18 protein-coding genes are annotated in these 14,250 nt (G+C 69.2%); 9 read left to right on the top strand and 9 right to left on the bottom strand.

Annotated elements, in window-relative coordinates; genetic code table 11:
* Positions 1-89 precede the first annotated feature (89 nt).
* The 5 genes from ACFUN8_RS33320 to ACFUN8_RS33340 all read right to left on the bottom strand — a co-directional run bounded on the left by ACFUN8_RS33320 (position 90) and on the right by ACFUN8_RS33340 (position 3,237).
* Positions 90-1,271, bottom strand: a complete 1,182-nt coding sequence (locus ACFUN8_RS33320) for a methyltransferase domain-containing protein (RefSeq protein WP_383645993.1) — start codon at positions 1,269-1,271, stop codon at positions 90-92.
* A gap of 261 nt (positions 1,272-1,532) precedes the next feature.
* Positions 1,533-2,162, bottom strand: a complete 630-nt coding sequence (locus ACFUN8_RS33325) for an RraA family protein (RefSeq protein WP_383645996.1) — start codon at positions 2,160-2,162, stop codon at positions 1,533-1,535.
* 55 nt (positions 2,163-2,217) lie between these two features.
* Entirely contained in the window at positions 2,218-2,709 is a 492-nt protein-coding gene (locus ACFUN8_RS33330; RefSeq protein WP_383645999.1) for a hypothetical protein, read from the bottom strand.
* 85 nt (positions 2,710-2,794) lie between these two features.
* Positions 2,795-3,019, bottom strand: a complete 225-nt coding sequence (locus ACFUN8_RS33335) for a hypothetical protein (RefSeq protein ID WP_383646002.1) — start codon at positions 3,017-3,019, stop codon at positions 2,795-2,797.
* Positions 3,020-3,054: 35 nt separating this feature from the next.
* Entirely contained in the window at positions 3,055-3,237 is a 183-nt protein-coding gene (locus ACFUN8_RS33340; RefSeq protein ID WP_383646005.1) for a hypothetical protein, read from the bottom strand.
* Between the two features lie 121 nt (positions 3,238-3,358).
* Here ACFUN8_RS33340 and ACFUN8_RS33345 point away from each other — a divergent pair, with 121 nt between their 5' ends.
* From ACFUN8_RS33345 to ACFUN8_RS33355, 3 genes are read left to right on the top strand one after another with little or no spacing between them, the layout of a single operon-like run.
* Entirely contained in the window at positions 3,359-4,204 is an 846-nt protein-coding gene (locus ACFUN8_RS33345) for a helix-turn-helix domain-containing protein (RefSeq protein WP_383646008.1), read from the top strand.
* A complete protein-coding gene (locus tag ACFUN8_RS33350) occupies positions 4,183-4,392 on the top strand; it encodes a DUF397 domain-containing protein (RefSeq protein WP_383646011.1) in 210 nt (69 codons plus the stop codon). The genes ACFUN8_RS33345 and ACFUN8_RS33350 overlap by 22 nt, the downstream gene beginning before the upstream one ends.
* The gene (locus ACFUN8_RS33355; protein WP_383646014.1) at positions 4,385-4,600 is read left to right on the top strand and encodes a DUF397 domain-containing protein; all 216 of its coding nucleotides are present in this window, start codon (positions 4,385-4,387) and stop codon (positions 4,598-4,600) included. Before ACFUN8_RS33350 ends, ACFUN8_RS33355 begins: the two co-directional genes overlap by 8 nt.
* Here the strand turns inward: ACFUN8_RS33355 and ACFUN8_RS33360 are convergent.
* On the bottom strand, positions 4,587-5,048 hold the full coding sequence (locus ACFUN8_RS33360) for a DUF6210 family protein (protein WP_383646017.1): 462 nt from the start codon (positions 5,046-5,048) through the stop codon (positions 4,587-4,589). The genes ACFUN8_RS33355 and ACFUN8_RS33360 overlap by 14 nt on opposite strands.
* 63 nt (positions 5,049-5,111) lie before the next feature.
* Between ACFUN8_RS33360 and ACFUN8_RS33365 the strand changes: the two genes are divergently transcribed.
* Together ACFUN8_RS33365 and ACFUN8_RS33370 are read left to right on the top strand one after the other, a co-directional pair.
* Positions 5,112-5,273: a MazG nucleotide pyrophosphohydrolase domain-containing protein gene (locus ACFUN8_RS33365; protein ID WP_383646020.1), complete on the top strand. Its 162-nt coding sequence runs from the start codon at positions 5,112-5,114 to the stop codon at positions 5,271-5,273.
* Between the two features lie 6 nt (positions 5,274-5,279).
* Entirely contained in the window at positions 5,280-5,768 is a 489-nt protein-coding gene (locus ACFUN8_RS33370; RefSeq protein WP_383646023.1) for an HIT family protein, read from the top strand.
* Here the strand turns inward: ACFUN8_RS33370 and ACFUN8_RS33375 are convergent.
* Entirely contained in the window at positions 5,734-6,177 is a 444-nt protein-coding gene (locus tag ACFUN8_RS33375; RefSeq protein WP_383646026.1) for a GNAT family N-acetyltransferase, read from the bottom strand. The two genes, ACFUN8_RS33370 and ACFUN8_RS33375, sit on opposite strands and share 35 nt — an antisense overlap.
* A gap of 1,499 nt (positions 6,178-7,676) precedes the next feature.
* Here ACFUN8_RS33375 and ACFUN8_RS33380 point away from each other — a divergent pair.
* From ACFUN8_RS33380 to ACFUN8_RS33390, 3 genes are all read left to right on the top strand, one after another.
* Positions 7,677-8,129, top strand: coding sequence for a hypothetical protein (locus ACFUN8_RS33380; protein WP_383646029.1), 453 nt, complete (start codon positions 7,677-7,679; stop codon positions 8,127-8,129).
* Positions 8,130-8,138: 9 nt separating this feature from the next.
* Positions 8,139-9,950: an alpha/beta hydrolase gene (locus ACFUN8_RS33385; protein WP_383646032.1), complete on the top strand. Its 1,812-nt coding sequence runs from the start codon at positions 8,139-8,141 to the stop codon at positions 9,948-9,950.
* Between the two features lie 145 nt (positions 9,951-10,095).
* Complete coding sequence (locus tag ACFUN8_RS33390) at positions 10,096-10,578, top strand: hypothetical protein (protein ID WP_383646034.1); 483 nt, start codon at positions 10,096-10,098, stop codon at positions 10,576-10,578.
* A 27-nt stretch (positions 10,579-10,605) separates the two neighbouring features.
* On the opposite strand, the gene ACFUN8_RS33395 is transcribed toward ACFUN8_RS33390, so the two are convergent.
* Both ACFUN8_RS33395 and ACFUN8_RS33400 read right to left on the bottom strand, forming a co-directional pair.
* Positions 10,606-11,736, bottom strand: a complete 1,131-nt coding sequence (locus ACFUN8_RS33395; RefSeq protein ID WP_383646037.1) for a sensor histidine kinase — start codon at positions 11,734-11,736, stop codon at positions 10,606-10,608.
* Positions 11,733-12,392 (bottom strand): response regulator transcription factor, encoded by a 660-nt coding sequence (locus ACFUN8_RS33400; protein ID WP_382569630.1) that lies wholly within the window; start codon positions 12,390-12,392, stop codon positions 11,733-11,735. The genes ACFUN8_RS33395 and ACFUN8_RS33400 overlap by 4 nt, the downstream gene beginning before the upstream one ends.
* A 178-nt stretch (positions 12,393-12,570) precedes the next feature.
* Between ACFUN8_RS33400 and metG the strand changes: the two genes are divergently transcribed.
* Complete coding sequence (gene metG / locus ACFUN8_RS33405) at positions 12,571-14,184, top strand: methionine--tRNA ligase (protein WP_383646040.1); 1,614 nt, start codon at positions 12,571-12,573, stop codon at positions 14,182-14,184.
* Positions 14,185-14,250: the final 66 nt, after the last annotated feature.

A 14,250-nucleotide genomic window follows, 5' to 3' on the forward strand; every position in this document is an offset into this window, starting at 1 on the left:
ACCGCTCGACATCGGTCAGATCCAACGGCGCAAGCTTCGGTCCCGGACGCGTCATGAGACAACTCTACGGAAACTTAAGACTCAGAACACTAGGGGGTGTCCGACGGCTCCTCGTACCACGGGCGCGCGCTCCCGTCCGGGCCGACCGTGAGCCCGAACCGGTCAACGCCGGGTCTGCCTCGGTCGATCCACCACGTCACGGCGGCCTCCACCTCGTCCCACAGGCGACGTGGCCCGGACTGGTGGACCGTGGCGGCGTCACTGCCCCGTTCGCGGAACGCGACGGCGGCCCACGACCGACTCCCCAGGTCGAAGAACCACGCCTTGCCGGCCTCCTCGCCGGTCTGGTTGACCACGTGGGCGCAATCAGGCACACGAAGCCCGATCACGAACCGTACGGAGTCGTACCGTCGTCCCAAGTCGGCCAGCGCGAGCGGTGTTCGGGACGCGTCCGCGTCGCCGGGGAAGTCGGGGTGCTCCGGCACGTACGTCCGGAATCGGTCCCAGTCCAGCCGCTGGTCCCGCAGCTTCATGAACTCGACCATGCGCAGGAACGGCCCGACCGCACGCCCGTCGTCCCCCACGGTCAGCCTCACGAGGGCGTCCTGGTCGCTGTAGTGGGTGCCCCACGGGGCAAGGATGATCCCGCCGGGCCGCGTCTGCTCCAGCCAGCGGGGCGGGAGGACGCGTACGCCTGCCGTGGCGATCACACGGTCGTACGGTGCCGCGTCCGCCCACCCGTCCCGGCCGTCGCCGTGGATCACCCGGGGGCTCGGCCGCACCGACGTCAGCGCCGCGCGGGCCTGCGCGACGACCACCGGGTCGATCTCGACGCTGACCACGTCGGAGCCACCCAGCCGGCGGGCGAGAAGCGCGGCGTTCCAGCCGGTACCGGTACCGATCTCGAGCACACGCATGCCGTCGCTCACCTCCAGGTCCCGGAGCATGGCGGCCACGACCGACGGCATACTCGCGGAACTGGTCGGCACGGCGCCCGGCTCGGTGCCGGTGTGCCGTCCGTCGTCCCACTGGGTCACCAGTGGCACGTTCGCGTACGCGGCCCGCTCCCACGCGTCGGGGTCATCGGCACGGGACACGGGGACGCTGCGACCGGTGGCCATGTCGTGCGCCCAGACGAGGCCGGGAAGAAACCACGCGCGCGGTACGGCCCTGAACGTGTCGGCCCATTCGGGCGTCAGGGCTCCGGTTCCAAGGAGAGACCGCACCAACTCCTCACCGGCGCGGCCTCCCTGCTCGGAGGCGAGCGTCACTTGCGGTGGCCTCCGTCGCCGGGCGGCATCTCACCGTCCGGGGGCGGCGGCGGGGGCGGCGTCCAGGGCTGGCCGGGGTGGCCGTCGCCGCCGTCCTTGTCATCGCCATTGCTCACGATTGGTCCAATCATCGTCGGACCCTCCCTCTCACGACACGTGCGGACCCGTCAGGCAGGCCACCGAACAGGGTTCTGCGACCCGGCCCCACAAGGGGCGGGAGCCCCACCGGCCGACAGGTCGGTACCGAGCACCCGCAGCCGGCTACTTCGACTCGAAGTCGCCGTCGGCGAGGATCTTGTCGATACGGGCGCGGTGCGCCGCCTCCCACTCGTCCAGCGATTCGGCCGCTTCCTTGGCCAGCTTCGCCCGCGACGCGGAAAGCACCTCGTCCCGGCGGGCGCGCGGTGTCACCACGATGCCCTCCTCGTCGGCCACCACGATGTCCCCGGCGTTCACCGCCACCCCGCCGCACCGCACCTCGCGGTTCAGCGGCTCGACCGCCGCCTTGGTGCCCGGGATGGGGATGACGCCCCGCGCGAAGACCGGAAAGCCCGACTCGCGCACCTCGGCCAGATCGCGGATCACCCCGTCGAGCACGAACCCCGCGATGCCGCGCCGTTGCGCGACGGCGCACACGTTCCCGCCGGCCAGCGCGTAGTCGACGTCGCCCGCCTGTACGACGATCACCGAGCCCGGCTCGGCGCGGTAGATCGCCGCGTGCAGCATGAGATTGTCACCGGCCGGACACCGCACCGTGAAGGCCGGACCGGCGATGCGCGGCATCGAGGGCCAGAGCGGGCGGATACCGATGTCCATGACCTGCTCGCGGCCGAGGAAGTCGGCGAGCGTGGTCGGGGAGATGTCCTTGAAGCCGGTGACGTCGTTGCTCATGTACGTCCTCTGGTCCTCTGGTCCTTTGGCCCTCCGCCGGCGCCGCGCCCGCTCCTCAGATCGTGGGAGGTGAGGTCGGCGGCGGTGGCGGCGGCGTGGATGGCGGTGGTGGCGGCGGTGTTGACGGCGGAGTCGGGCCGTCCTGCGGGCCACGGTATTGCAGCCGCGGATAGTTCCGCAGCGGGTGCGGTGGCGGCGGCGGATACTGCGACACGTACGGAGGTGCGTACGGCGGCGGGTACTGCGCGACCGGCGGCGGCGCGGGCGGGTCGGGCTGGGACACCAGGAGACGGACCAGCGCCGCCAGCATCCCCGGTCCCACCAACACGGCCGCGTACAGAAGCATGAAGTACTGATCGTCGGCGCCCGACTCGTCCCAGACGCTCGTCTGGTTGTCCGCGCTGTAGAGGTACGCGATCAGCAGTACAAGCATCGAAATGCCCATGTAGATGCCGATCCACAGCCGCCGCGCGGAGGGATTCCGGACGGGCAGCAGCCCCAATATCAGCCAAAAGAGCACCACCGGTAATCCAAAGGTGATCGCCATCCAAAACCCCCGATACGAGAAGGATTTCGACCTTCGCACACCGACTGCGCCTTGTCACCGGGGCAGTCGGCGCGTCGCGACGCGCCTACGGCCGCCCCCGCCGGCTGTGCTGGTTGCGCTCCGCCAGTCGCACGCTCAGGTCCGTCGGAGGCGGTGCGGGCGGCACGTAGTCCGGGCACTTCGGGCTGCCGCACTCGCACTTGGGCCACGCGAGCGCCGCACCCGGGCCGAGAACCTGTTCCGTGTCGCCGTCGCCGTAACCGTCCAGCTTCCGCACCACCAGCACCCCATCCGTACCGAACGCACTCATCAACCGGGACAGAAACCGTCGCGCCTCGCTGCCGCTCACCCCGCGACCCGCTTCAGTCCTTGCTCAACGCGCCGAAGCAGCTCGGGTGTCACAGGTGCGTACACACGGGGGACGGACTCGGGCACGAGCCGCCAGAAGCCGCCGCCGTGCACGACGGCGTCGAGTTCGGCCACATCGGCGGCGACGCGGGACGCGGTTCGAGCGTCTGTTTCGAACATGAGTTGGACGCACCTTCCGTCATTGCGCAATTACGTTCCGTGCATCAAGAATCGGCAGATACGGCCGTGTCCAAAAGGGCTTGGGCGTAGCCGGGTTGCCGTCGGACACAGGGGAGTTGCCATGGGGGAACGGAAGTCGAACGCAGGTCAGAGGCCATCGGCACGGCAGCTGCTGGCCAAGGAACTGGCGCGGCTGCGCGAGGAGTCGGGCAAGTCGTTGGCCACGCTGGGCGAGGAGACGACTTATGACCGTGCGTATCTGCACAAGCTCGAAACGGGTGCGCGGGTGGGGTCCCCGGAGGTCATCGCGGCGCTGAGCGCGGTGTACGGGACGGGTGAGCACCTGACGATGCTGTGGCAGTTGGCACGGCAGGACGCGTTCGCGGACAAGTACAAGCGGTTTATGCAGTTGGAGGCGAAGGCGACGGTTCAGTACGCGTACTCCGTGGGCGCCATTCACGGTCTGCTCCAGACGGAGGGTTACGCCCGCGAGGTGTTCGAGGCGACCCGTCCGCGCGACGAGCACGACCTGTCCGAAGAGATCGCGGCGCGGTTGGGACGACAAGAACTCCTACGGCGCGAGAACGCACCGCACTTCCGCGCGGTCCTGGACGAGTCCGTACTACGGCGCAAAACGCGTGAACCCCAGGAGTGGACGCGGCAGCTGGAACACATTCTGGAGGCTGGCCAGTTGCCAAACGTCACGCTTCAGGTGTTGCCTTTCGATGCGGGGCCACACGGCTTGTTGGGCACGTCGGTCACCGTCCTCTGGCTCCCGGACGGCAGGGCCGTCGCTTACACGGAAGACGCCCACTCAGGAGAGTTGATCGAGGATCCGTCAGACGTCGAGAAACTGCGCCTGTCCTACGATCTACTGAGGGACTTGGCCCTGTCGCCCCGGAAGTCCGTGGCGTTCATCGAGCGACTGCTGGAGGAGAAAGATTCATGCGTCCCCGACCAGACCTGAGCACCGCACAGTGGCGTAAGTCCAGCTACAGCAACGGCGACGGCGGCCAGTGCGTCGAGGTCGCCGACGGCCACCCCGGCGTCATCCCGGTCCGCGACAGCAAAACCCCCACCGGCCCCGTCCTCCTCCTCACCCCCACCGCCTGGAGCGACTTCGTCGCTTTCGCCGGCACCCAGGCCCATGCCTAGCCCCGACCTGAGCACCGCACAGTGGCGTAAGTCCAGCTACAGCAACGGCGACGGCGGCAACTGCGTCGAAGTCGCCGACGGCCACCCCGACGTCATCCCCGTCCGCGACAGCAAAACCCCCACCGGTCCCGTCCTCCTCCTCACCCCCACCGCTTGGGCCGACTTCGTCGCCTACGCGGGGGCGACTGCGGCCCTCACGCTGGTTTGACGCGTCTGGGGGACCACATCAGGAGTCCGGGGCCGTCGGGCGTACGCACGGGAAGCCACCCGTCGTCCGCCTCGGTCAGGCGGGGCTCGTCGAGCCGCAGCGGATGCGGCGTCTCCGCCGCGCCGTCGCAGGCCCAGAACCGGACGGCCCCCACGGCTGCCCGCAGCGCGTCCAACTCCGCTGTCGCCCAGGCGTGGCCTTCGGCCCCGCCGCCCCGGAACGCCGCGAAGACCTGCGCGAGCGCGTCGATCCCGGCCGAGGCCCCGGACACGGGGACCAAGTAGCCCTCCGCCTGGCCCTGCCGGCGCGAAGTGCCGCCGTACTCCTGCTGGTAGAAAACGCCGGTCGGCGCCTCGACCACCACGTGCGCCCAGTCACCGCCGGTGCCGTCGGGGTCGATGAAGACGAATCGCGCGGAGGCGGAGGCGGAGGAGGAAGAAGAAGGCATAGTCGCAGTCTCCAGTCTCTCGGAGCGGATGAAGGTCATGAACGCTCATGGGGCGCCCGCGACGTGCCCGGCGGCGGGCGCGAGGCGTTGGAGCACGAACTGGCGGACTGCCTGTGGTCGGTCCTGATCCTCGCCCATCGGTACGGCGTCGACCTCGACCACGCCTTCCGGCGGACCATGGACGAACTCGACAGCTCGATCAGCGCCCGACTGCCGCCGAAGTGAGGCCGCATGAAGAAGGACATGGACATCGCCGCGTACGAGGACCGGGCCCGCAACGGGCCCTGCTTCGTCTGCGCGTTTCTCCGTGGGGACCCGGACTACCGCCACGAGACGGTCTACGAGGACGAGGCCCACATCGCGTTCCTCGACCGCTGGCCCACGCTTCCCGGCCGGGTGCTGGTCGCGCCGAAGGCGCATGTGGAGCATGTGGTGCGCGAGCTGGACGAGACGGCGTACACCCGGCTGATGCTGGTCGTACGGCGGGTGGCGCTGGCTGTGGAGAGCGTGCTGCGGCCGGAGCGTACGTACCTGCTCTCACTCGGCAGCCGGCAGGCCAACTCCCATCTGCACTGGCACATCGCGGCGTTGCCGCCGGAGGTACCGCCGGGACAGCAGCAGTATCACGCGCTCATGACCGAGAACGGGGTCCTCGCGCCGGGTCCCGAGGAGATCGCCGACCTGGTCAAGCGCCTGCGGGCGGCTCTCCGAGCGGCCTGACCCAGCGGCTCCACTGCTCCTGCGCGTCGTAACCGGCGCCGGCCCAGGCGTGCTGGGCGAGTTCGTTCCGGTCCAGGACCATCGCGTCCGCCCGGCGTCCACCGAGCGCGACGAAACGCTCGTGCGCGGCGTCGAGCAACGCGGCGGCGATGCCCTGGCGCCGGTGGTCCGGGTCGACGGCGAGCCGGTAGAGGTGACAGCGCCAGCCGTCGTAACCGGCGATGACTGTGCCGACGATGGCCCCGTCGCCCCCTTCGGCGACGAGCAGGGCGTCCGGGTCACGGACGATGAGCCGGGTGACCCCGTCCACATCATCGCTAATGCTGACCCCCTCGGCGGCCCGCCCCCAGAAGTCCAGCAGAGCGGCGACTTCGCCGAGCCCGGCGGCACGGATCCTGACCTCGTCCATACAAACTGTCTAGCAGGCCCACGCGCGGCCCGACCAGCCAATTTCGCCCGTCGGACACCAAGTGCGATGTCCGACGGGGGCGGTCCCTGCGCGTGCGGGGAGCAGCGGGACCGCAGATTCGGCGGCGCGACTGTGCAGGGGCCATCCCCGCACATGCGGGGAGCAGCCAAACCCCGGTCGGCTCATGGCAGTCGACCGGGGACCATCCCCGCGCGTGCGGGGAGCAGACGATGCCGGTCGCCACCAAGGGCTTCGCCGCGGGGCCATCCCCACGCGTGCGGGGAGCAGTGGCCGTCGTTGTTGCGGCACGGGTCGCAGGAGGGACCATCCCCGCGCGTGCAGGGAGCAGCGCACGGGTTTCTCCTGTTGGGTCGGGGTGTGGGGACCATCCCCGCGCATGCGGGGAGCAGAGCTTGGCATGCCGCCGTGGCCGAGGCGACCTCTGGGCCGCGGGACCATCCCCGCGCATGCGGGGAGCAGGACGTGGAGACGATCCAGCTCGGGGCCGGCGCGGGACCATCCCCGCGCATGCGGGGAGCAGTCGGCGCTTCGAGCGCTACCTCGACCGTACGTGGGACCATCCCCGCGCATGCGGGGAGCAGGGAACCGTTGCGCAGTCCCTCAGCTGGAGGTGGGGACCATCCCCGCAGGTGCGGGGAGCAGAGCGCGGTCGCTCTCACCGACGCCGACGGCCGGGGACCATCCCCGCAGGTGCGGGGAGCAGGACCAGGGCACGAAGTACGGCACCCGCTTCCCGGGACCATCCCCGCTCATGCGGGGAGCAGACTCCGTGACCTGGGGCTTCATCGGCGGGAAGCACCATTCGCGGATAGTTTCGCTGAATCAACTAAAATACCCATACCTCCCAATTGCCCTTACCGCTGCATCAGTTGTGCCGGTCGCACATGGCTGTGCGAGCCGATGGACGTCTGGATGCCGGGGCTGATCAGCCGCCCCGCCGGTCCTGGTCCGACTGTAACCACCGGGCATCACGAGCGGTGGAGACGCTTGCCGGGGCCGAACACCGCATCCTGCCAGGCCAGTGCCCAGCCACTGGACCGCGGCCTTGGCCGAGACCGTCCCGCGCAGGTGCGGTCCGAGAAGCCGAATCGGGCCATTGCTCATCGTGAGCGGCGGGGCCATCCCCCGTACGGGGAGGCAAGAGGCGAACGTCAGCGGCACGGCTCCGATGTGGGGGCCATCCCCGCGCATGCGGGGAGCAAGTGGCATTGACGCAACAGCCCTTGCCGAGACCGGGGCCATCCCCGCGCCCGTCAGCCTAGCGAGATACGCGCCGTCCTCGATCAGTTTCACCCGCATCGGGCATAGGCCCTGCCCCCAGCACCCAGCGCACAGGCGGCGGCAGACGGCCTCCCAATTCACCCTGCTCCCCACCTCGTTGACCCCGAACGTTTGATTTCGGTCCCCGGCGCCAGGGATCATGTCGGACCCTGCCAGGAACGGACACGGGGCAGCACGGCGACGGGGAGGTTCGACGGATGGGCTGGGACGAGTGGGAAGGGCTCAAAGCCGACGCGGAGGCCCGTGGTGGCACGCAGATGCAGCTCAACCAGACCGCGCCCGATCCCGGGGGCAGCGGGCCCTCGGAGAGCCTGAAGTCGGACAAGAAGGCCTGGGTCACGGCCGGCGAGGGCGTCACCGGGCTCAGGGCCGACATCGGCAAGGCGTTGACCACCCTGGAGAACGGGCAGGCCGGGCTCGGTGACACCACGGGGTGTCAAAGTGCCGCAGCGCAGAAGGAGTTGTACGACTCCTGGAAGAAGTACGTCGGCGACGTGAGCAGCCGCTGCGGTGAACTCGGCGGGCTGCTGGAGAAGTCGGGCCACGATCTGGAGAAGTCCGACCAGTCCGTCCTCGCGGACCTGGACCAGCTCAAGGTGAAGTACGCGGACACCGAGGCCGTCGGCGGCCAGGCCCCGAAGGGGAAGTGACCCACCGTCATGGACCTTGCGACGCTGAAGTCCTTCAAGCCGTCCGAGTACGAGGAAGCCGCCGACGGCTACCGGACGACCGGTGACATGGCCAGTACGGCAAAGGACACGATCAACAACCGGATCACCGCGGGCGTGACCAACCGGCTGAAGGGCGAGGCCGCGACGGCCGCCCTGCGGGAGCTGCGGAACCTGTCGAAGAACTTCCACTACGCACAGACCGAGTGCGGCCTGGTGAGCACCGCGCTCACCGGCTTCGCCTTCGACATGGCGGCGGCCAAGCGCAAGCTCGACGCCGCCATGGAGGACGCCCGCGCCGACAACTGCACGGTGGGGCAGGACGGTTCGGTCAGCTATCCCGCCGGAAAGAAGCCCGGCGAGGAGAAGAACGAGCCGGGCGGCACCGTGTCCGGAAGCGCCGGCGGCAGCCCCACGTCCGACGCCCTGGAGCGGCAGGCGGCCGGCATCCACCCGAACCCGTACTACGGCAGGGCGATGGCGTACGCGAACCGGATCGCCGACGCCCTGAAGGAAGCCACCGACGCGGACGCCAAGTGGGCGCCGAAACTGCGCGCGCTGAAGGCCGACGACGACCTGACCGTCTCCAAGCAGGACTGGTCCGACGCGCAGTCGGACATGGGCGGGGTCCGCGAGGCCGGCAAGAGCTATCTCGACTCCCTCCCGCAGGCCCCGAAGGACGGCACCCCCGCCGCCAACGCGGAGTGGTGGAAGAAGCTCAGCCCGGAGGAACAGGCGGCTTGGCTCGCGCTGCGGCCCGACACGGTGGGGGCGCTCGACGGGCTGCCCGCCACGGTCCGCGACGAGGCGAACCGCGTCGTCCTGGAGGAGAAGCGGGGCCAGCTCCAGATGGAGCTGGACTCCATCCCGAAGCCCCCCACCAACGAGTGGACGTGGATCACCGCAGGTATGTACCCGTCCAAGGTGCACACCGACGAGTGGATGTCGTGGCACAACAAGTACGGCGACCGGTACGAGCAGCTCAACAAGTCCCTCAAGGGGATGGGGAGCATCCAGGACCGCTTCGACCGGACCGGTGAGAGAGGGCTGCCCGAGGCATACCTGCTCGGATTCAGCCCGGAGGGCAACGGCCGGGCGATCGTGGCCAACGGCAATCCGGACACCGCCGACCACCAGGCGGTCTATGTGCCCGGCACGACGTCGAATCTGGGCGGTATCGGCGGTGACATCGGCCGGATGGAGAACGTGTGGCGTTCGGCCAACGAGTCGGCCGACGGCGGCTCGGTCTCCACCATCACCTGGCTCGGCTACGACGCCCCGCAGGACATCGTCAAGGACTCACCGTTCAGCCACTACGCCGACGACGGCGCCCCGGCCTACAACCGCTTCCTCGACGGCCTCGACGCGTCACGCGTCGCCGAATCGGACCCGCACCGAACGGCGATCGGCCACTCGTACGGCACGACCCTCATCGGATCCGCGGCCCGCCAGGGTGATCTGAACGTGGACGACGTGATCTTCGCGGGCAGCCCCGGGGTGCAGGTGAGCAACGCCGATCAGATGGACGTCTCGAAGGGGCACGTCTGGAATCAGGAGGCGAAGGGGGACGTCGTCCCGGACGTCGGACGCTTCGGGCACGGCGGAACCGACTGGAACGGCGCCTTTACGACCCCGAGCGACGAACGCTTCGGCGCCAACCAGTTGCAGACGGACACCGAAGGCCACAGCGACTACTGGAAAGAGGGCACCCAGAGCCTCTACAACCAGGGCCAGGTCGTGGCGGGCAACGGTGCCGACGCGGACTTGAAGCCGCCACCGGACCGCTACAGGGGGGTCAGGTAGAGATGACCACGCACCGCGCCACGTGCCAGTCTGTTGACCGATCCATGAACTGCCCGACCGACAGAGGCTCGTCAACTTGAAGATCAAGCTGGGCGCGTCCGCGCTCCTCCTGTCCCTCACCCTCACGACCCTCACTGGATGCGGCATGACTGACAGCAAAGGCTCCGACGGCTCCGGCAGCTCCGACGACATCCCGAGCGCGGGCACCAGCAACACGGAGGACGCCGCCGACAAGGCGGAGCAGGTCTCCAGCGAGCTGTACGACCTGATCGGCATCAAGGGCAAGGCGTCCGAGACCGGACCGGGCGTCTCCGAGTGCGGCGACAAGGATCCGGAGAAGTACTTCACGATCTTTCACCCGTGGAGCTTCACTCCGGCATCGGCCGACCAACTCGACGGTGTGATGGAACGGCTCAAGACGGAACTGCCCAAGCACGGCTGGAAAGTCGTCGACTTCGGGCCGGACACGAGCCAGAACAAGAACCTCAACCTCACGGCCGACAACGACGAGAAGAAGTACAGCGTCAAGATCGTCCAGATGATGAAGCGTGACCCGCCGAAGCTCAGCCTGACGGTGGTCTCCGGCTGCTACCAAGTCCCCGACGGCGAGAAGGTCTACCGCTTCTGAGATCCCCCGGCGTCGGCACCGCCCCCCTCAACTCCCCACCACCCCCACCGACCCCGGCAGCCTCACCCGCACCGCCAAGCCCCCGCCCTCCCCGCCCGGCTCCGCCGTCACCGTGCCGCCGTGTGCCGTCACGATCGAGCGGACAATCGAGAGGCCGAGGCCCGCGCCCGGGCCCATCCGGTCGCGGCCCTCACCGCGCCGGAACGGTTCGAAGAAGTCCGCGATCTCCTCCGGGGCGATGTGCGGGCCATTGTTCCGTACGGTCAGGGCCGTCCCCGACACCGAGACGGTCACCTCGCCCTTCCCGTACGCCTGCGCGTTGGCCAGCAGATTGCCGACCAGCCGGTCCAGCAGCGCCCGGTTGCCCCGTACACCGCCGGGCTCCGCCACCGTCACCGTCAGACCGTGCCGCGCCGCCTCCTCCGTCACCAGCTCGTCCCACCGGATCTCCTCCTGGTCCTCGACCTCCCGCTCGCTGCGTGCCAGGAGCAGCAGCCCCTCGATGAGCCGTTCGCTGCGGCGGTTGTTGTCGAGCAGCATCTCCTTCGTACGGGCCAGGTCCTCCGGCGAGCCCGCGCCCGCGAGGCCCACCTGGATCGCCGTACGCTGCGTGGCCAGCGGCGTACGCAGCTCGTGCGAGGCGTTCGCGATGAAACGGCTCTGGCTGTCGAAAGCCTTCTGGAGCCGGCCCAGCAGCGCGTCGAGCGTGTCGCCCAGTTCCTTCAGCTCGTCGTCGGGGCCGGTGGCGCTGATCCGCTCGTGGAGGTTGCGCTCGGAGAGCAGCCGCGCCTTCGCCGTCATGGCGTGCACGGGCCGCAGCACCCGCCCCGCCGTCCACCAGCCGACGCCCACCGCGCACAGCGCCGTCACCACCAGCGCGCCCACCGACCAGAACAGCAGCTCGTCCGAGGCGGCGTCGCTGACGTTGTCGGTGAGCTGGGTGACGGTGACGGGCGCGAGGTGGCCCTCCTCCGTAAGGAAGTAGCCGTTCCCGGACGCGGGCGGCTGCGCCGGTACGACGCGGGCCGCGATCTCGGCGGCCTCCGACTCCGTACCCGCGCTGGACAGCAGGTTCACGACGGTCAGCAGACAGCCGCCGAGGACGAGGAAGACCGCGCCGTAGACGAGGGCGATCCGCTTTCTGATGGCACCGGTCAAAGCACGTAACCCCCTCCGTCCACGTCCACCGTCCGGATCAGGGCCGGGTCGCCGAGCTTCACCTCCAACTGCCCCACGCAGACGCGTACGACACCGGAGAACGGGTCCGTCTGCGCGTCCCACGCCCGCTCCAGCAGCTGCTGCGCGGTCACCGCCTTGCCGTCCGCCTCCAGCAGGATCTGGAGCACGGTCAGTTCCTTGACGGAGAGGTCGAGGGCCAGACCGTCACGGACCGCCGTACGGCCCACCGTGTCGAGCCGCACGCCGCGCCGCTCCAGCGTCGGCGGTAACGCCCGGGCACTGCGCCGGCGCAACGCCCGTACCCGCGAGACCAGTTCGGGGAACTCGAAGGGCTTGCCCAGATAGTCGTCCGCGCCCAGGTCGAGCCCTTTGACGCGCTCCTCCATGGAAGACGACGCCGTGAGCATCAGGATCCGGGTCCGGGACTCGTCGGCGACGAGCTTGCGGGCGACGTCGTCGCCGTGGACACGGGGGAGGTCACGGTCGAGGACGACGACGTCGTAGTCGTGCAGCCCGAGATAGGCGAGCGCGGCATCCCCGCTGTAGACGGTGTCGACGGCGAAACCGGCCCGGCGCAGCCCGGTGGCGATCAGCTCCGCCAGGATCTCCTCGTCCTCGGCGACCAGCACCCGCATGATGACCCTTCCCGCCCTGCGTACCCGCTCCGTGTCGTCTCTCCTTCTTAAGATGCGTGAGCCGGGGGTAGAGGTTGTGCCGGATCCACACTCTTTAAGCACACTCTCAGGTTTACAACCACGCTCTCAGGATTAACCGAGGTGAAGGGAGCTGCGGCGGGCCGTTAGGATTTCGACCATGGCCGCCACTGGATCCGAAGAGCAGGGTGGGCGGGCGTACTACGTCACCACCCCCATCTACTACGTCAACGACGCTCCCCACCTGGGCCACGCCTACACGACCGTCGCAGGCGACGTGCTCACCCGCTGGCACCGCCAGCGCGGCGAGAAGGTGTGGTATCTCACGGGCACCGACGAGCACGGCCAGAAGATCATGCGCACGGCCGAGGCGAACGGTGTCAGCCCGCAGGAGTGGGCGGACAAGCTCGTCGACGAGGCGTGGCGGCCTCTCTGGGAACACCTCAACATCGAGAACGACGACTTCATCCGGACGACGGAGAAGCGTCACACGGACCGTGTCCAGGAGTTCGTACAGGACCTGTTCGACAAGGACGAGATCTACAAGGGCGGCTACGAGGGCCCGTACTGCGTGGGCTGCGAGGAGTACAAGCTCCCGGGCGAACTGCTCGACGGCGAGGGTGAGTTCGCGGGGCAGAAGCTCTGCGCGATCCACAAGACGCCGGTGGAGATCCTCAAGGAGGAGAACTACTTCTTCAAGCTGAGCGAGTACGGCCCCAAGCTCCTTGAGCACTACGAGGCCAACCCGGGCTTCATCCAGCCGGAGTCCGCGCGCAACGAGGTCGTGAACTTCGTCAAGCAGGGGCTGCAGGATCTGTCGATCTCGCGGTCGACGTTCGACTGGGGCGTGCCGGTGCCGTGGGACGAGAAGCACGTGATCTACGTGTGGATCGACGCGCTCCTGAACTACGCGACGGCCGTCGGCTACAACGAGAACCCGAAGAAGTTCGAGGAGACGTTCCCCGCCGACGTGCATCTCGTCGGCAAGGACATCCTGCGCTTCCACGCGATCATCTGGCCCGCGATGCTGATGGCGCAGGGCCTGCCGCTGCCGGGCAGGATCGCCGCGAACGGGTGGCTGATGGTCGGCGGCGAGAAGATGTCCAAGTCGAACCTGACCGGCATCAAGCCGCAGGACCTGACCTCGCACTTCGGTGTGGACGCGTACCGCTGGTACTTCCTGCGGGCCATCGCGTTCGGCCAGGACGGCTCGTTCTCCTGGGAGGACTTCTCCGCCCGGTACACCTCCGAGCTGGCCAACGACTTCGGCAACCTCGCGTCGCGCGTCGCGGCGATGGTCGGCAAGTACTACGGCGGCACGCTGCCGGAGACGACGGCCGGCGGGGTCGCCGAGCAGGCGGTACGGGACGGGCTGGCGAAGGCGGTCGCGGAGGCCGACCGAAAGATCGGCGAGGAGCTGGACTTCCAGGGCGGGATCCTGGCGATCTTCGACTTCGTGAAGCAGGTCAACGGCTACATCACGGAGCAGGAGCCGTGGAAGGTCGCGAAGGACACGTCCCCGGACGGTCAGGCGGCGCTGGCGACGATCCTGTACACGGCCTCGGAGGCGCTGCGCGGGGTGGCGGTGCTGCTGAACCCGGTGATGCCGGAGACGTCGCAGAAGCTGTGGGACTCACTGGGCGCGGACGCCGCGCTGGGCGCGCTGGCGGACCAGCGGGTCCAGGACGCGGGCACGTGGGGCCTGCTGCCCGCAGGCACGACGGTGACGAAGGGCGCGGTGCTGTTCCCGCGCCTGGAGGAGAAGCCCGCGTAGCCGCCTCCGGCGCGGGGGCCGTTGGCTCGGGCCGCGCTTGTGCTAGATCGTCGGCCGGGCCGCGAA

Origin of the sequence: Streptomyces sp. NPDC057307 (genome assembly GCF_042667665.1) — a bacterium.
In the GTDB taxonomy this organism is placed as follows: domain Bacteria; phylum Actinomycetota; class Actinomycetes; order Streptomycetales; family Streptomycetaceae; genus Streptomyces.